At 72.0% G+C, this 15,738-nt stretch carries 25 protein-coding genes; 19 read left to right on the forward strand and 6 right to left on the reverse strand.

The window, feature by feature from the left end; genetic code table 11:
- The 18 genes from BM142_RS01155 to truA all read left to right on the forward strand — a co-directional run bounded on the left by BM142_RS01155 (position 1) and on the right by truA (position 11,159).
- A complete protein-coding gene (locus BM142_RS01155; protein WP_089336472.1) occupies positions 1-186 on the forward strand; it encodes a type Z 30S ribosomal protein S14 in 186 nt (61 codons plus the stop codon).
- 130 nt (positions 187-316) lie between these two features.
- Positions 317-721, forward strand: coding sequence for a 30S ribosomal protein S8 (rpsH, locus tag BM142_RS01160; RefSeq protein ID WP_470277417.1), 405 nt, complete (start codon positions 317-319; stop codon positions 719-721).
- 14 nt (positions 722-735) lie between these two features.
- On the forward strand, positions 736-1,275 hold the full coding sequence (rplF, locus tag BM142_RS01165; protein WP_092194940.1) for a 50S ribosomal protein L6: 540 nt from the start codon (positions 736-738) through the stop codon (positions 1,273-1,275).
- Positions 1,275-1,685: a 50S ribosomal protein L18 gene (rplR, locus tag BM142_RS01170; RefSeq protein WP_092194941.1), complete on the forward strand. Its 411-nt coding sequence runs from the start codon at positions 1,275-1,277 to the stop codon at positions 1,683-1,685. Before rplF ends, rplR begins: the two co-directional genes overlap by 1 nt.
- 49 nt (positions 1,686-1,734) lie before the next feature.
- The gene (rpsE, locus tag BM142_RS01175; protein WP_092194942.1) at positions 1,735-2,349 is read left to right on the forward strand and encodes a 30S ribosomal protein S5; all 615 of its coding nucleotides are present in this window, start codon (positions 1,735-1,737) and stop codon (positions 2,347-2,349) included.
- Between the two features lies 1 nt (position 2,350).
- Positions 2,351-2,530 carry a 50S ribosomal protein L30 gene (rpmD, locus tag BM142_RS01180; RefSeq protein ID WP_092194943.1) on the forward strand — a complete coding sequence of 60 codons (180 nt, stop codon included), beginning with the start codon at positions 2,351-2,353 and terminating at the stop codon, positions 2,528-2,530.
- A gap of 13 nt (positions 2,531-2,543) precedes the next feature.
- Positions 2,544-2,987 carry a 50S ribosomal protein L15 gene (gene rplO, locus BM142_RS01185; RefSeq protein ID WP_092194944.1) on the forward strand — a complete coding sequence of 148 codons (444 nt, stop codon included), beginning with the start codon at positions 2,544-2,546 and terminating at the stop codon, positions 2,985-2,987.
- 87 nt (positions 2,988-3,074) lie between these two features.
- Positions 3,075-4,385, forward strand: coding sequence for a preprotein translocase subunit SecY (gene secY, locus BM142_RS01190; RefSeq protein WP_092194945.1), 1,311 nt, complete (start codon positions 3,075-3,077; stop codon positions 4,383-4,385).
- Positions 4,385-4,990, forward strand: a complete 606-nt coding sequence (locus BM142_RS01195; RefSeq protein ID WP_092194946.1) for an adenylate kinase — start codon at positions 4,385-4,387, stop codon at positions 4,988-4,990. Before secY ends, BM142_RS01195 begins: the two co-directional genes overlap by 1 nt.
- 82 nt (positions 4,991-5,072) lie before the next feature.
- Positions 5,073-5,876: a type I methionyl aminopeptidase gene (gene map, locus BM142_RS01200; RefSeq protein ID WP_092195179.1), complete on the forward strand. Its 804-nt coding sequence runs from the start codon at positions 5,073-5,075 to the stop codon at positions 5,874-5,876.
- A 345-nt stretch (positions 5,877-6,221) separates the two neighbouring features.
- A complete protein-coding gene (infA, locus tag BM142_RS01205; RefSeq protein WP_012950459.1) occupies positions 6,222-6,443 on the forward strand; it encodes a translation initiation factor IF-1 in 222 nt (73 codons plus the stop codon).
- Between the two features lie 73 nt (positions 6,444-6,516).
- Positions 6,517-6,630: a 50S ribosomal protein L36 gene (gene rpmJ, locus BM142_RS01210; protein ID WP_012950458.1), complete on the forward strand. Its 114-nt coding sequence runs from the start codon at positions 6,517-6,519 to the stop codon at positions 6,628-6,630.
- 27 nt (positions 6,631-6,657) lie between these two features.
- Entirely contained in the window at positions 6,658-7,038 is a 381-nt protein-coding gene (gene rpsM / locus BM142_RS01215; protein WP_092194947.1) for a 30S ribosomal protein S13, read from the forward strand.
- 109 nt (positions 7,039-7,147) lie between these two features.
- A complete protein-coding gene (rpsK, locus tag BM142_RS01220; RefSeq protein ID WP_026857037.1) occupies positions 7,148-7,555 on the forward strand; it encodes a 30S ribosomal protein S11 in 408 nt (135 codons plus the stop codon).
- Positions 7,556-7,590: 35 nt separating this feature from the next.
- Positions 7,591-8,217: a 30S ribosomal protein S4 gene (gene rpsD / locus BM142_RS01225; protein ID WP_092194948.1), complete on the forward strand. Its 627-nt coding sequence runs from the start codon at positions 7,591-7,593 to the stop codon at positions 8,215-8,217.
- 134 nt (positions 8,218-8,351) lie between these two features.
- Positions 8,352-9,416, forward strand: coding sequence for a DNA-directed RNA polymerase subunit alpha (locus BM142_RS01230; protein WP_092194949.1), 1,065 nt, complete (start codon positions 8,352-8,354; stop codon positions 9,414-9,416).
- Between the two features lie 155 nt (positions 9,417-9,571).
- Positions 9,572-10,306: a 50S ribosomal protein L17 gene (rplQ, locus tag BM142_RS25735; protein WP_092194950.1), complete on the forward strand. Its 735-nt coding sequence runs from the start codon at positions 9,572-9,574 to the stop codon at positions 10,304-10,306.
- 70 nt (positions 10,307-10,376) lie between these two features.
- Entirely contained in the window at positions 10,377-11,159 is a 783-nt protein-coding gene (truA, locus tag BM142_RS01240) for a tRNA pseudouridine(38-40) synthase TruA (protein ID WP_256381272.1), read from the forward strand.
- Between the two features lie 67 nt (positions 11,160-11,226).
- On the opposite strand, the gene BM142_RS01245 is transcribed toward truA, so the two are convergent.
- From BM142_RS01245 to mobA, 3 genes are read right to left on the reverse strand one after another with little or no spacing between them, the layout of a single operon-like run.
- Complete coding sequence (locus BM142_RS01245) at positions 11,227-11,928, reverse strand: SDR family oxidoreductase (protein WP_092194951.1); 702 nt, start codon at positions 11,926-11,928, stop codon at positions 11,227-11,229.
- A 46-nt stretch (positions 11,929-11,974) separates the two neighbouring features.
- On the reverse strand, positions 11,975-12,619 hold the full coding sequence (locus BM142_RS01250) for an AMIN-like domain-containing (lipo)protein (RefSeq protein ID WP_092194952.1): 645 nt from the start codon (positions 12,617-12,619) through the stop codon (positions 11,975-11,977).
- Between the two features lie 38 nt (positions 12,620-12,657).
- A complete protein-coding gene (mobA, locus tag BM142_RS01255; RefSeq protein ID WP_092194953.1) occupies positions 12,658-13,311 on the reverse strand; it encodes a molybdenum cofactor guanylyltransferase in 654 nt (217 codons plus the stop codon).
- 54 nt (positions 13,312-13,365) lie between these two features.
- Here mobA and fdhD point away from each other — a divergent pair, with 54 nt between their 5' ends.
- The gene (gene fdhD / locus BM142_RS01260; protein ID WP_092194954.1) at positions 13,366-14,196 is read left to right on the forward strand and encodes a formate dehydrogenase accessory sulfurtransferase FdhD; all 831 of its coding nucleotides are present in this window, start codon (positions 13,366-13,368) and stop codon (positions 14,194-14,196) included.
- 6 nt (positions 14,197-14,202) lie between these two features.
- On the opposite strand, the gene BM142_RS01265 is transcribed toward fdhD, so the two are convergent.
- The 3 genes from BM142_RS01265 to moaC are packed head-to-tail and all read right to left on the reverse strand — an operon-like array spanning position 14,203 to position 15,697.
- On the reverse strand, positions 14,203-14,721 hold the full coding sequence (locus BM142_RS01265; protein WP_092194955.1) for a DUF6578 domain-containing protein: 519 nt from the start codon (positions 14,719-14,721) through the stop codon (positions 14,203-14,205).
- Positions 14,722-14,729: 8 nt separating this feature from the next.
- Positions 14,730-15,227 carry a MogA/MoaB family molybdenum cofactor biosynthesis protein gene (locus tag BM142_RS01270; protein ID WP_092195181.1) on the reverse strand — a complete coding sequence of 166 codons (498 nt, stop codon included), beginning with the start codon at positions 15,225-15,227 and terminating at the stop codon, positions 14,730-14,732.
- A complete protein-coding gene (gene moaC, locus BM142_RS01275) occupies positions 15,224-15,697 on the reverse strand; it encodes a cyclic pyranopterin monophosphate synthase MoaC (protein WP_092194956.1) in 474 nt (157 codons plus the stop codon). Before moaC ends, BM142_RS01270 begins: the two co-directional genes overlap by 4 nt.
- Positions 15,698-15,738 lie beyond the last annotated feature (41 nt).

Raw genomic sequence — 15,738 nt, forward strand, 5'->3', positions numbered from 1 at the left:
ATGGCCAAGAAGGCTCTGATCAACAAGGCGGCCCGCAAGCCGAAGTTCGCGGTCCGCGGCTACACCCGCTGCCAGCGGTGCGGCCGTCCCCACTCGGTCTTCCGCAAGTTCGGCCTCTGCCGGATCTGCCTGCGGGAGATGGCGCACGCCGGGGAGCTCCCGGGCGTCCGCAAGTCCTCCTGGTAAGGACCGCACCACCGGCCGGCGCACTCGTTCCGGCCGCACCACAGCTCCACCGTTCGCCGACAGGCCCACGACCACCGAAGCACTCGGGAAACGTGCGGAACCGCGGCGAGAGAGGCACCACACCATGACGATGACCGACCCGATCGCGGACATGCTCACGCGACTGCGGAACGCCAACCAGGCGTACCACGACAGCACGGTCATGCCGTCCTCGAAGCTCAAGACGCACATCGCCGAGATCCTCCAGCAGGAGGGCTACATCGCCGGCTGGAACGTCAGTGACATCGAGAAGGACGGCAGCACCTTCAAGCAGCTGCAGATCGACCTCAAGTACGGCCCGAACCGCGAGCGCAGCATCGCCGGCGTCCGGCGGGTGTCCAAGCCGGGCCTGCGCGTCTACGCGAAGTCGAACTCGCTGCCCAAGGTCCTCGGCGGCCTGGGCGTCGCGATCATCTCGACGTCGACCGGGCTGCTGACGGACAAGCAGGCGAACAAGAAGGGCGTGGGTGGGGAAGTCCTCGCCTACGTCTGGTAAGGGAGCGAACGACAATGTCACGGATCGGACGTCTCCCCATCGCCGTGCCGAGCGGTGTGGACATCGCCATCGACGGTCAGACGGTCAACGTCAAGGGACCGAAGGGCTCGCTGAGCCACACGGTCGCCGCGCCCATCACGGTGGAGCGCGACGAGGACGGCACGCTGCGCGTGCTCCGTCCCAACGACGAGCGCCAGAACCGGGCCCTCCACGGGCTGTCGCGGACGCTCATCGCCAACATGATCACCGGCGTCACCGAGGGCTACACGAAGACCCTCGAGATCGTCGGTGTGGGTTACCGCGTCCAGGCGCGCGGCTCGGACCTCGAGTTCGCCCTGGGCTTCAGCCACCCGGTGCCGGTGAAGGCCCCCGAGGGGATCTCCTTCGCCGTCGAGTCGCCGACCCGCCTGCGGGTCAGCGGGATCGACAAGCAGCAGGTCGGCGAGGTCGCCGCCAAGATCCGCAAGATCCGCCGGCCCGACCCGTACAAGGGCAAGGGCGTGCGGTACCAGGGCGAGGTCGTCAAGCGCAAGGTCGGGAAGACGGGTAAGTGATGGCTCAGGCAGCGAACACCGAGAAGGCCGCCCGGGTGCACAAGCCGGTCGGCACCGACATCAGCACGGCGCGCCGCGTCTCGCGGCTGCGCCGGCACAACCGGCTGCGCAAGCGCGTCGCCGGCACGCCGGAGCGTCCGCGCCTGGTGGTCAAGCGCTCGGCGCGGCACATCCACGTGCAGCTCGTCGACGACACCGCCGGCCGCACGCTGGCCAGCGCCTCGACCATGGGCCTGCGTGGCGCCGACGGCGACAAGTCGGCCCTCGCCCGCCAGGTGGGCGCGCTCATCGCCGACCGGGCGAAGGCCGCCGGCATCTCCGCCGTGGTCTTCGACCGCGGGGGCAACCGGTACGCCGGTCGCATCGCCGCGCTCGCCGACGGCGCCCGTGAGGGTGGGCTGGACTTCTGATGACCAGCACTCCGAACACCGTGCAGAAGCAGATCGAGAGGGACGTCTGATGCCAGGACCACAGCGACGCGGCGGCGGCGCCGGCGGCGGCAACGACCGCCGGGACCGCCGTGACGGCGGGCGGGGCCCCGGAGGCGCGCCCGCCGAGAAGAGCAACTACATCGAGCGCGTGGTGGCCATCAACCGCGTGTCGAAGGTCGTCAAGGGTGGACGGCGCTTCAGCTTCACCGCCCTGGTGATCGTCGGCGACGGCGACGGCAAGGTCGGCGTCGGCTACGGCAAGGCCAAGGAGGTGCCCGCGGCGATCGCCAAGGGCGTCGAGGAGGCCAAGAAGCACTTCTACGCCGTGCCGCGCATCGCCAGCACCATCCCGCACCCGGTGCAGGGTGAGGCGGCCGCCGGTGTGGTGCTGCTCAAGCCGGCCAGCCCCGGTACCGGTGTCATCGCCGGTGGCCCGGTGCGTGCCGTGCTCGAGTGCGCCGGGATCCACGACGTGCTCTCCAAGAGCCTCGGCTCGTCGAACCCGATCAACATCGTGCACGCCACGATGCAGGCGCTGAAGGACCTCGTCCGCCCCGAGGAGATCGCGGCCCGCCGCGGACTGCCCCTCGAGGACGTGGCCCCGGCCGCCATGCTCCGCGCGCGTGCGGGTCAGGGAGTCTGAGATGGCACAGCTCAAGATCACCCAGGTCAAGTCGGGGATCGGGCGCAAGCAGAACCAGCGGGAGACGCTGCGGACGCTCGGGCTCAAGCGCATCCACGACTCGGTCGTCCAGGAGGACCGTCCCGAGATCCGCGGGATGGTCGCGACGGTCCCGCACCTCGTGCGCGTCGAAGAAGTCTGAGGAAAGACTCGCTATGACACTGAAGGTTCACCACCTGCGTCCGGCCCCGGGCGCCCACACCGCCAAGACGCGCGTCGGCCGTGGTGAGGGCTCCAAGGGCAAGACCGCCGGTCGCGGCACCAAGGGCACCGGCGCGCGGGGCAACACGCACGCGCGGTTCGAGGGTGGGCAGACCCCGCTGCACATGCGGCTGCCCAAGCTCTCCGGCTTCAAGAGCCCCAACAAGGTCGTCTTCCAGGTCGTCAACCTCGACCGGATCGCCGCGCTGTTCCCGAAGGGCGGCCCGGTCACCCCGGACACCCTGGCCGACGCCGGCGCCGTGCGCCGCGGTCAGCCCGTCAAGGTGCTCGGCACCGGCGAGCTGGGCGGCGTGAAGGTCGACGTCCAGGCGCACGGCTTCTCCTCGTCCGCCGCCGAGAAGATCGGCGCGGCCGGAGGCAGCACCACCGTTCTCTGAAGCACCCACGACCCCCGGGACGCGAGGCGTCCCGGGGGTCGTCGGCTGCATTGCTAACCTCGGGACCGACCACACAGGGGAGGGCACGTGCTGCAGGCGTTCGCCGCGGCGTTCCGGACGCCAGACCTCCGGCGCAAGCTGCTGTTCTCCCTGGCGATCATCGCCGTCTACCGGCTGGGCGCCGCGGTGCCGGGGCCGGGGGTGTCGGTCGAGGCGATCAACAACTGCCTCGAGCAGGCGCAGGCGTCCGACCAGCGCGACCTCTACTCGCTGGTCAACCTCTTCTCCGGCGGTGCGCTGCTGCGGCTGAGCGTCTTCGCGCTCGGCATCATGCCGTACATCACGGCGAGCATCATCGTGCAGCTGCTGGTCGTGGTCATCCCACGGTTCGAGCAGCTGAAGAAGGAAGGGCAGTCGGGTCAGGCCAAGCTGACCCAGTACACCCGGTACCTCACGATCGCCCTGGCCGTCCTGCAGAGCACCGGCATCATCGCCCTGGCGCGCAGCGGTCAGCTGTTCCCGGGCTGCCCGGACAACATCATCGCCTCGGACTCGGTGTGGTCGACGGTCATCCTGGTGATCACCCTGACCGCGGGCACCGCGCTGATCATGTGGCTGGGCGAGCTGCTGACCGAGAAGGGGATCGGCAACGGCATGTCCGTGCTGATCTTCACCTCCATCGCGGCGCGCATCCCGGCCGAGGGCGGGTCCATCCTGCAGACCCGCGGCGGCGTGGTCTTCGCCATCGTCTGCGTCTTCGCGCTGCTCATCATCGGTGCGGTCGTCTACGTCGAGCAGGCCCAGCGCCGGATCCCGGTGCAGTACGCCAAGCGGATGGTCGGGCGTCGGATGTACGGCGGCACGTCGACGTACCTGCCGCTCAAGGTCAACCAGGCCGGCGTCATCCCGGTCATCTTCGCCTCGTCGCTGCTCTACCTCCCGCAGCTGATCACCCAGCTCCAGGGGAGCGAGACCGGCGCCGTCCGCCAGTTCTTCGAGAACTACATCATCGACCAGAGCAGTCCCGTCCACGTCGTCTTCTACTTCGGGCTGATCGTCTTCTTCACGTACTTCTACGTGTCGATCACGTTCAACCCCGAGGAGCGGGCCGACGACATGAAGCGCTATGGCGGCTTCATCCCCGGCATCCGTCCTGGTCGGCCCACCGCGGAGTACCTGCAGTACGTTCTGTCCCGGATCACCTTGCCCGGGTCGCTGTACCTGGGGACGGTGGCCGTGCTGCCGAACCTGTTCCTGTCGATCACGCAGGAAGGGCAGAACCAGAACTTCCCGTTCGGTGGGACCGCGGTGCTCATCATGGTCGGAGTGGGGTTGGAGACGGTGAAGCAGATCGAGACGCAACTCAACCAGCGCAACTACGAAGGGTTCCTGAAGTAGTGCGGGTCGTCCTCCTGGGGCCGCCCGGAGCGGGCAAGGGCACCCAGGCGCAGATCGTCGCCGGCAAGCTCGGCGTCCCCGCCATCTCGACCGGGGACATCTTCCGGGCGAACGTGAGCGGCCAGACGGAGCTCGGCCGAAAGGCCAAGACCTACATGGACGCCGGCGATCTGGTGCCGGACGAGATCACCGTGGCGATGGTCAGGGACCGGCTCGCCGAGGCGGATGCCGCCGCCGGCTTCCTGCTCGACGGCTTCCCCCGCACGATCGCCCAGGCCGAGCAGCTCCGGGAGTCGCTCGGCGAGCTCGGTCACGGCCTCGACTGCGTGCTGGAGCTCGTCGTGGACGAGGAGGAGCTGGTCCGGCGGCTGTCGGGTCGGCGCATGCTCGTCGACGGTCAGATGGTGCAGCGCGACGACGACAAGCCGGAGACCGTGCGTCACCGCCTGGGTGTCTACCGGGAACAGACCGCCCCGCTGTCCGGCTTCTACGAGAGCGCAGGCCTGCTCGCCCGCATCGACGCGATCGGCGAGGTCGACGAGGTCACAGCCCGGGCGATGGACGCGCTGGAGGCCTGTTCCGGCGACGAATCGAGCGCCGGCTGAGCGCCGCACACGTGTGGCGGCCCGGCGCATGAGCGCGGGCATGCTCTCCCGGATCCCGCTGCTCGCGAAGTGGAGTGGACGCATGATCCAGATCAAGACACCGCACGAGATCGAGCTCATGCGCGCCTCGGGGCTCATCACGGCGGGAGCGCTGGCCGCGGTGCGGGCCGCGGTGCAGCCGGGGGTGAGCACCAAGGAGCTCGATGCGATCGCCGAGGACCACATCCGCTCCGCCGGTGCCGTGCCGAACTTCCTCGGCTACCACGGGTTCACCGGCACGATCTGCGCCTCGGTCAACGAGGAGATCGTGCACGGCATCCCGAACCCCGATCGCCGGCTGGCGGCGGGGGACAACATCTCCATCGACTGCGGCGCGATCCTGCAGGGCTGGCACAGCGACTCCGCGATCACCGTGACCGTGGGTGAGCCCTCCGCCGAGGACGCCGCCCTGCTCGACGTCACCGAGCGCTCGATGTGGGCCGGCCTGGCCCGGGCCCTCGCGGGCGGTCGGCTGACCGACATCAGCCACGCCGTCGAGCAGACCATCACGGCCGAGACGCACCCCTACGGCATCGTCGACCACTACGGCGGCCACGGGATCGGGACCGAGATGCACCAGGACCCGCACGTGCTCAACTACGGCCGCCCGGGGCGCGGGCCCAAGCTGGTGCCCGGGCTGGTCCTGGCGATCGAGCCGATGGTCACCGTGGGGGACCCGGCGACCGCCGAGCTGGAGGACGGCTGGACCGTGGTGACCAAGGACGGTTCCCGGGCCGCGCACTTCGAGCACTCGGTCGCCATCACCCCCGAGGGCCCGTGGGTCCTGACCGCCGAGGACGGCGGCGTCGCCGGCCTGGCGCCGTTCGGGATCACGCCCCGCACCTGACGGCCCCGCCCCGGGGCGGGGCCCGAGCTCGCGCGGGATCGACCAGGACGCGGGCCTCCTGCCGCCGCCGGCGAGCTCGCGGCGGGTCCCTGCAGGGGGACGCGGTCCGACGTGCCGCCTCTCACTCCGGTTCGCTCCCAGGGCGGGTTGGTGACGGATGGGACGCCGGGGTACAGTGAACGACGGCGTTCGCGCCGCTTCGTCGTCGTGCTGTGGCCGCGTGACGCGAGGCGCCCTCGCGAGAGCGTCAGCACCACCCGATCTGCAACCACTCGCTCGTCCGACGGGGTTCCCCTGCGGCCGGGCGGGGACATGGACCACCGAGTCAAGGAGCGCGTGCAGGGAATGGCGAAGAAGGACGGGGCCATCGAGGTCGAAGGTCGTGTCGTCGAGCCGCTGCCCAATGCGATGTTCCGGGTCGAGCTGCAGAACGGGCACCGGGTGCTCGCCCACATCAGCGGCAAGATGCGCCAGCACTACATCCGCATCCTGCCCGAGGACCGCGTGGTCGTGGAGCTCTCGCCCTACGACCTGACCCGCGGTCGCATCGTCTACCGGTACAAGTAATCGCCCGGACCGCGCCAGCCCGACCGGCGGCGCGGGACCGGCACACGATCGACAGGAATGAGGGGCGGCACCGGTGAAGGTCCAGCCGTCGGTGAAGAAGATCTGCGACAAGTGCAAGGTGATCCGCCGGCACGGCCGGGTCATGGTCATCTGCGACAACGCCCGGCACAAGCAGCGCCAGGGCTGAGTCGAACGAACAGGGAGCACCCAGAACATGGCACGACTGGCCGGCGTCGACCTGCCCCGCGAGAAGCGGATGGAGATCGCGCTCACCTACATCTACGGCATCGGCAAGTCCCACGCCAAGGAGACCCTGGCCGCGACGGGCGTCAGCCCGGACCTGCGCGTCAAGGACCTCGGCGACGAGGACCTGCTGAAGCTGCGTGACTACATCGACGAGCACTTCCGCGTCGAGGGTGACCTCCGCCGCGAGGTCGCAGGCGACATCCGCCGCAAGGTGGAGATCGGTTGCTACCAGGGGCTGCGTCACCGCCGTGGACTCCCGGTCCACGGTCAGCGCACCAAGACCAACGCGCGCTCGAGCAAGGGCCCGCGCAAGACCATCGCCGGCAAGAAGAAGGCCGGCAAGAAGTAAGCCGCGTAGCGCGCCGTCACGGCGACCCGTGAGGGCGGGAGTGACGGTGCGCCGCGGGCTGCCTCTGGCAGCACCCCCAGGCCATAGCAACTGAAGGAACCGGAGAGACATGCCTCCCAGGGCTCGCACCGCGGCTGGTGCCAAGAAGGTCCGCCGCAAGGAGAAGAAGAACGTCGCCCACGGCGCCGCGCACATCAAGAGCACGTTCAACAACACGATCGTGTCGATCACCGACCCGAACGGCAACGTGATCAGCTGGGCGTCGGCCGGGCACGTGGGCTTCAAGGGCTCGCGCAAGTCCACGCCGTTCGCGGCGCAGATGGCTGCCGAGAACGCTGCCCGCAAGGCGCAGGAGCACGGCATGCGCAAGGTCGACGTCTTCGTGAAGGGCCCGGGCTCCGGTCGCGAGACGGCCATCCGCTCCCTGCAGGCCACCGGCCTCGAGGTCGGCCAGATCCAGGACGTGACGCCGCAGCCGCACAACGGCTGCCGCCCCAAGAAGCGCCGCCGGGTCTGACCGGTCACTGACGAGACGAAACAGGAGTATTTGACGTGGCCCGTTACACCGGAGCCGACTGCCGCCTCTGCCGGCGCGAGAAGATGAAGCTCTTCCTCAAGGGCAGCAAGTGCGAGTCCCCGAAGTGCCCGATCGAGATCCGCCCCTACCCGCCGGGTGAGCACGGCCGCGGCCGCACCAAGGACAGCGAGTACCTCCTCCAGCTCCGCGAGAAGCAGAAGGCCCGCCGCATCTACGGCGTGCTGGAGAAGCAGTTCCGCGGCTACTACGAAGAGGCCAACCGCAAGACCGGCAAGACCGGTGAGGTCCTCCTCCAGATCCTGGAGTCGCGGCTGGACAACGTGGTCTACCGGGCCGGCTTCGCCGAGTCCCGCGACATGGCCCGCCAGCTGGTGCGCCACGGCCACATCCGGGTGAACGGCCGCAAGGTCGACATCCCGTCCTACCGGGTGAGCGAGAACGACATCATCGAGGTCGCGGAGAAGTCGCGCACGATGCTGCCGTTCGAGATCGCCCAGGCCCGCGCCGGCGAGCGCCCCGTCCCGGCCTGGCTCGAGGTCATCAGCAGCCAGCTGCGGGTGCTCGTGCACAGCATCCCGGCCCGCCAGGTGATCGACACCCCGGTCCAGGAGCAGCTGATCGTGGAGCTCTACTCCAAGTAAGCGCACACACCCGGGGCCGAACGTGGCTCCGGGGAGCAGGACGGCGGGGCGGGCGGACAGATGCCCGCCCCGCCGGCACCACCCCCCTCACGGCGTCATATGGCGGTCGCCGGAGGACCTGAAGGAGAACCACCATGCTGATCGCACAGCGCCCCACCCTCACCGAGGAGACGATCACCGAGTCGCGTTCGCGGTTCGTCATCGAGCCCCTCGAGCCCGGGTTCGGCTACACCCTCGGCAACTCCCTGCGTCGCACCCTGCTGTCCTCGATCCCCGGCGCTGCTGTCACCAGCATCCGCATCGAGGGCACCCTGCACGAGTTCACCACCGTGCCGGGCGTCAAGGAGGACGTCACCGAGATCATCCTCAACCTCAAGGGCCTGGTCGTCAGCTCCGACTCCGACGAGCCGGTGACGATGTACCTGCGCAAGCAGGGCCCCGGCGAGGTCACCGCCGCCGACATCGCGCCCCCGGCCGGTGTCGAGGTGCACAACCCCGACCTGCACATCGCCACCCTCAACGGCAAGGGTCGTCTCGAGGTCGAGCTGGTCGTGGAGCGTGGCCGCGGCTACGTCCCCGCGCCGCAGAACAAGCAGCCCGGCCAGGAGATCGGCCGCATCCCCGTCGACTCGATCTACTCGCCGGTCCTCAAGGTGACCTACGCCGTCGAGGCCACGCGTGTCGAGCAGCGCACCGACTTCGACCGCCTCGTGGTCGACGTCGAGACGAAGCCCTCCCTCGCCCCGCGCGACGCCATCGCCTCCGCCGGGTCGACCCTGGTGGAGCTGTTCGGCTTGCTGCGCGAGCTGAACGTCGACGCCGAGGGCATCGAGGTCGGGCCCAGCCCGGCCGAGGCCGCCGACATCGCGAACTTCTCGATGCCGATCGAGGACATGGACCTCACCGTCCGGTCCTACAACTGCCTCAAGCGCGAGGGCGTGCACACCGTCGGCGAGCTCGTGACGCGCTCCGAGGCCGATCTGCTGGACATCCGGAACTTCGGGGCCAAGTCGATCGACGAGGTCAAGATGAAGCTGGCCGCCATGGGCCTCGCGCTCAAGGACAGCCCGCCCGGGTTCATCCCCTCCTCGATCGAGAGCTACGACGAGGGCTACGAGACCGACGCGTACCAGGGTTCGCCCGAGTACTCCGACGTCGAGTACAGCGAGACCTCCTTCCAGGAGACCGAGCAGCTCTGAGCCGGTGGGGCCGGACGGCGGGGCGACCCGCCGTCCGGCCTCCCCGTCCGGCCAGCGACACTGGACGACAGCACCACAGGACTTCAGCACCACAGGACGCAGCACCACCAAGGACGCAGCCGGCACTCCCTCCGGCCGCCTGAGGAAGGACCGACATGCCCACCCCCACCAAGGGCCCCCGTCTCGGCGGGTCCCCCTCGCACGAGCGGCTGATGCTGGCCAACCTGGCCACCTCGCTGTTCGAGCACGGGCGGATCACGACCACCGAGACCAAGGCGAAGCGCCTGCGTCCCCTGGCCGAGAAGCTCGTGACCTTCGCCAAGCGCGGTGACCTGCACGCCCGCCGTCAGGTCATGACGACCATCCGGGACAAGGACGTCGTCCACACCCTCTTCGCCGAGATCGGCCCTCGCTACGAGAACCGTCCCGGCGGCTACACCCGGATCACCAAGGTCGGCCCCCGCAAGGGCGACAACGCCCCCATGGCGGTCATCGAGCTGGTCGAGGCCCTGACCGTTGGTCAGCAGGCCGTCGGCGAGGCCGAGCGCGCCCGGGGTACCCGGTTCGCCTCCGGTGCCGGTGCGGCCGCCGCGTCCGGCGAGGTCACCGCGGACGCCACCGACTCGGCGGACTCCGCTGATTCGGCCGACTCGGCCGACAGCCCCGACGAGGTCGTCACCGACGTCTTCGTGCCCGACGGTGAGCGCCAGGACGACGGCGACGTCGACCGCGAGCCCACCGCCGAGAACGGCGTCGTGGTCGAGGGCGACAACGTCTCCCCGGAGCTGGCCGACGCCGCGGCCGCGGAGATCAACGCCGCGGAGACCCAGGACGCCGCCACCGAGAGCGCCAACGCTCCCGGCGGGGACGCTGCGCCCGACCCCAAGTAAGACCCTGGATCACCTGCACGTCCCGGACGAGCCCGTCCCCCCGAGGGGGGACGGGCTCGTCCGTCTTCGACTGGACGTCTCCTACGACGGCACGGCGCTGCACGGCTGGGCGCGCCAGCCCGGGCAGCGCACCGTCCAGGGCGACCTCGAGCAGGCGCTGGCCATGGTGCTGCGGGTGCCCGTCGATCTCACCGTCGCCGGCCGGACCGACGCGGGCGTGCACGCCACCGGGCAGGTCGCGCACTGCGACGTCCCCCGGGCGGTGTGGGAGGAGCAGGGGCAGCGGCTGGTCCGCCGGCTGCGGGGGGTGCTGCCGGCCGACATCGCCGTCGTGGGCGTCGACGAGGTGCCTGCGGAGTTCGATGCCCGGTTCAGTGCCCTGGGCCGGCACTACGTCTACCGGCTGACCGACGACCCCGCCGGGCCCCCGCCGCTGCGCCGCGCCGACACCGTCGGCTGGCCTCGGACGCTCGACGACGGCGCCATGGTCCAGGCCGCGGGACTGCTGCTCGGCGAGCACGACTTCGCGGCGTTCTGCCGGCGCCGCGAGGGGGCCACCACCATCCGCACCCTGCTGGCCCTGGCCGTCGCCCGGGAGGGCCGGCTGATCACGGTGAGCGCGTCCGCCGACGCTTTCTGCCACTCGATGGTGCGCAGCCTCGTCGGTGCCCTGACCGCCGTCGGCGAGGGGCGCCGGCCACCGGAGTGGCCGGCCGCGCTGCTCTCCCGCACCGAGCGGTCCAGCGAGGTCCCGGTCGCCCCGGCCGGCGGGCTGACGCTGGTCCGGGTCGACTACCCGGTCGACGAGGAGCTGGCCGCCCGGGCGCTGGTCACGCGCGCCCGCCGCGCCTGAGGAACCGCCCCGCCGGCCCCACCGGCCCCCTGCGGGCTCCCCGCTGCGAGGGTGCGAGCTGCGGGGGTCAGGGGGTGTTCCCACCTGCGGCGGGGCCGTTCCCTCGTGCCACGTCGGCGACCGCCTCGTCGATCGTGGTGTCGCCGGCGACCAGCTCGAGCACGGCGCCGTCCGCGCCGGCGTCGAGGAGCGCGACCAGCACGGCGGCGACGTCGTCGCGCGGTACCCGGCCCATGTCCACCGATCGCTGGAGCGTCACCCGGCCCGTGCCGGCGTCGTCGGTCAGACCGCCCGGCCGCAGGACCGTCGTCCGCAGGGCCGACCGGCCGAGCAGGTCCTGCTCGGCCGCCAGCTTGGCCTGCAGGTAGGCGGTGAAGACGTCGTCCATGCCCTCCGGCCGCCGGCCTCCGGCCACCGAGTCGACACCCATCGACGACACGAGCAGGTAGCGCTGCACCCCGGCGCGCTCGGCGGCGTCGGCGAGCAGGACGGCCGCGCCGCGGTCGACGGTGTCTTTGCGGTCCGGGCCGCTCCCCGGGCCGGCCCCGGCGGCGAACACCACCGCGTCCGCGGCGGCGAGGGCGCCGGCGACCTCGTCGACCGATGCCGACTCGAGGTCGAGCACGACGGGGTCTGCCCCGTCGGCACGCAGATCCGGCTCGTGGTCGGGGTTGCGGACGATGCCGAGGACGGTGTCCCCGCGGGCTGCCAGCAGCCGGGTGAGCCGACGGGCGATCTGCCCGTGGGCACCGGCGAGAACGATGCGCATGCCGACCGCCCTACCCCCGCGGCCGCCCCCGGTACACCGGCGGAGGTCAGCCGTAGCGGACGTCGACCACGATCCGGCCCGGATCGGTCAGCGCGAAGGCCCGGAACGGCTGCTCCCCACCGTCGATGCCGATCAGGACCTCCTCGTACCCCTCGAAGAAGCCGGTGGTCCGGGCCTCGACGACCGGCCCCGGGCTCGTCCTGACCCGCGACGTCGACTGGCCGCCCGGGGCCGCCTGCGTCCGCACCTGCACCCGCAGGAACGCGTCGCCGGCGATGTCGACCGGGCCACCGCCGGGACCGGACGGCTCGGAGTAGCCGACGGACCACTCCGGGACACCGCTGCCGCTCAGGTCGACGACGAGGCGGGTGTAGCCGTCGCGGGTCGACAGCCGGAGGCCGTCGATGCGCATCGAGCCCGGCGGGTCGTCCGCCGCACCCGGCTGGGCGGCCCCGGAGTCGTCCGCGGTGTCCGCGGGGAACGAGCCGTCCTGCGGCAGCTGTTCATCGGTCGGTGCCGGTGCCGGTGCCGGTGCCGGCTCCGGCGGTGGGGCCGGACCGTCGCTGGGGGGCGGGGCGGACGTGGACGACGCCGGCCCACCGGGACTGGCGACCCCCGGCACCGCCTCCGTGCAGGCGGTGGCCAGCAGCAGGACGGCGGGAAGCAGGACGACGGCACGGCGACGACGCATCGGGACCTCTCGGTGCGGGACGACCGGACGGTATGCGGTCAGCGGGGGTCGTGGGGCGCCTGGAAGCGCGGCAGCACCGGGGGGGCGGGGCGGGGCGCCCGGGGGGCCAGGTGGCCGTCGGCGATCGCGCGTGCGCGGGCCAGGTCGGCCGGGGTGTCGCAGTCCAGCCACGGCGGTGCCGCGCCGGCCGGGGCGTCGGGGCGCCAGCGTCGCACGGCGATCGACCCCAGCACCCGGCGCAGGGACGTCGGCCCCTGCACGCGGGCCGTCGCCGACCGGAGTGCCGCCGTCCGCCAGGCGCCGAGCAGGTACTGGTCGCGTCCGGTGTCGTCGACGACGAGCACGCCGTCGCCGGTGAGGCGTTCCCGGAGGCCCTCGACCAGGCCGGGGGTCAGGAAGGGGAGGTCTCCGGCCAGGACCACGACGACGTCGGTCTCGACGTCTGCGAGCCCCGCCCGGACGCCCGCGACCGGCCCGCCGCCGGGGGGTTGCTCGCGCACCAGCACGACGTCCGGCGGAACCGGCTGCGGGGGCCCCACGACGATGCGCCGCTCGGCGTCCGCCGCTGCGTCGAGGACGGCGGCCAGGATCGGGCGGCCGCCGACCAGCAGCTGCGGTTTGGCCTGCCCGCCGAGCCGGGCCGCCCGGCCGCCGGCGAGGATCACGGCGCTGAACGGCGGCAGCGGGTCCATGCCCGAACCGTAGGGCCGCTGCCCCGCCGCGCGGACGTGGGTACCGTCCTCGGCGTGGGACGAGTCACCAGCCGGACGCCGGTCCTCCGCATCCGCGGAGCGCAACGCACCACCCGGGCCGACACCGTGGCCGCCGAGGAGCCGCTGGAGATCCGGCTGGCCGGCACGCCGCTGGCGGTCACGATGCGCACCCCGGGCGACGACTTCGACCTCGTGCACGGCTTCCTCGCCACGGAGGGCGTCATCGCGGGGCGGGACGACGTCGCCGGCCTGCGCTACTGCGACTCCGTGGACGCCGACGGCCGCAACACCTACAACGTCGTCGACGTCGACCTCGCCCCCGGTGTGCCGATCCCCGACACCGGTCTGGAGCGCAACTTCTACACGTCGAGCTCCTGCGGGGTCTGCGGCAAGGCCAGCATCGACGCCATCCGCACGAAGACCTCCTACGACGTCGCCGGGGATGTCGGTCGCGTGCCGCTGGAGGCGCTGCTGGCGCTGCCGGAGCGGCTGCGCGCCGAGCAGCAGGTGTTCGAGAAGACGGGCGGGCTGCACGCCGCGGGGCTGTTCACCTCCACCGGGGAGCTGGTCGCGCTGCGCGAGGACGTCGGCCGGCACAACGCCGTCGACAAGGTCGTCGGCGACGCCGTCCGCGACGGGCGGCTGCCGCTGGCCGGGCACGTGCTCATGGTGAGCGGCCGGGCCAGCTTCGAGCTCACGCAGAAGGCGGCGATGGCGGGGATCCCGGTGCTGGCCGCGGTGTCCGCTCCCTCGTCGCTGGCCGTGGAGCTGGCCCGCGAGGTCGGCATCACGCTCGTCGGCTTCCTGCGCGGCGACGGCTGCAACGTCTACACCCACACCGAGCGGGTCGACCTGCCCGACTGAGCGCGGTCAGCGCGGGCCTACCGCGAGCCGCACGAGGACCCCGCTGTCCCAGCGCACGGGGTCGGGCAGGGCGTCCCTGCCGGCGGCCCCGCCGTCGAACCACTTCGGGCCGCGGGCCACCCGGCGCATCCGGAAGTCGCCCGGGACCGGAACGTAGGTCCGGGGGCCGTCCAGCCGCCAGACCTGGTCGACGACGTCGACCGCGAGCACCGTGCCGTGCACCACGGGCACCTGGTCGGGCACCCCGCCGTGCACGTCCGCCAAGAGACGGCCGTGCGCCGGCGCCGGCCCCAGGCCACGCCAGTACGCGGCCAGGGGCCCGTGCCGCAGCACCCGGTCGCCGGGCTCGTTCCGCGCCTCCGCCGGCAGCGGATCGGACTGCCAGTCGACCTCCGTCCCGCCTGGTCCAGCCGCGTCGCCCAGCCAGACCAGCGGCCAGCCGACCTGATCACCCGGGCCCGGCGGATCCTCGCAGCACTCGATCTGCCAGTCGTCGAGGAAGACGGGTACCGCGAGGCCGGCCACCGGATCGCTCAGTGGTCGCCGCCGCGGAGCTGGCTGACCACGTGGGGGAGCAGCGGCCCCAGCACGGCGAGCGCATCCTTCACCCCGCCGGTCGAACCGGGCAGGTTGACGATCAGGGTGCGACCGGCGGTCCCGGCGACGCCGCGGGAGAGCACCGCCGTCGGGACGCCGTTGTCGGCCCCGTAGCGGCGGACGGCGTCGGCGATCCCCGGCGCCTCGCGCTCCAGCACCGCCCGGGTCGCCTCGGGGGTCACGTCGGTGGGCGACAGCCCGGTGCCCCCCGTGGTCAGGACCACGTCGAACTCCGCATCCACCGCGTTGCGCAGCACGGCCTCGAGCTCGGCGACGTCGTCGGGCCGCACGTGCGGGCCCTCCACGTCGAAGCCGAGCCGTGCCAGGCCTTCGGCGAGGGCCTTCCCGCTGCGATCGTCGTAGACGCCGGCGGCCGCGCGATTGGAGGCGGTGAGCACCATCGCCCGGGCGTCGGCCGGCAGCTCGGCGCTCACCGGGTCCACTCCCCGCTCTTGCCGCCGGACTTCCGCAGCAGCCGGACGTCGGTGATCGCCGCCCGCGGGTCGACCGCCTTCACCATGTCGATCATCGTGAGGCCGGCGACGGCGACGGCGGTCAGCGCCTCCATCTCCACCCCGGTCCGGTCGGCGGTCCGGGCCGTGGCGGTGATCTCCACCGCCTCGTCGGCCACCTCGATGTCGACGGTGACGCCGTGCAGCGCGATCGGGTGGCACAGCGGCACGAGGTCCGGTGTCCGCTTGGCCCCGGCGATGCCGGCGATGCGGGCGACCGCCACGGCGTCGCCCTTGGGCACCCCCCGGCCGCGAAGGAGGTCGACCACCTCGGGGCTGACCAGGACGCGGCCGGCGGCGGTCGCCTCGCGTGCGGTGACCTGCTTGGCGCTGACGTCGACCATCCGGGCCGCCCCGGACTCGTCGACGTGGGTGAGCCGCGCGTCCGTCATCGCTGTGCCCTCTCGTCCACCGTGTTCCTCCTGTTCGGCCG

The sequence above is a fragment of the Blastococcus tunisiensis genome (assembly GCF_900112815.1).
Lineage (GTDB): Bacteria > Actinomycetota > Actinomycetes > Mycobacteriales > Geodermatophilaceae > Blastococcus_B > Blastococcus_B tunisiensis.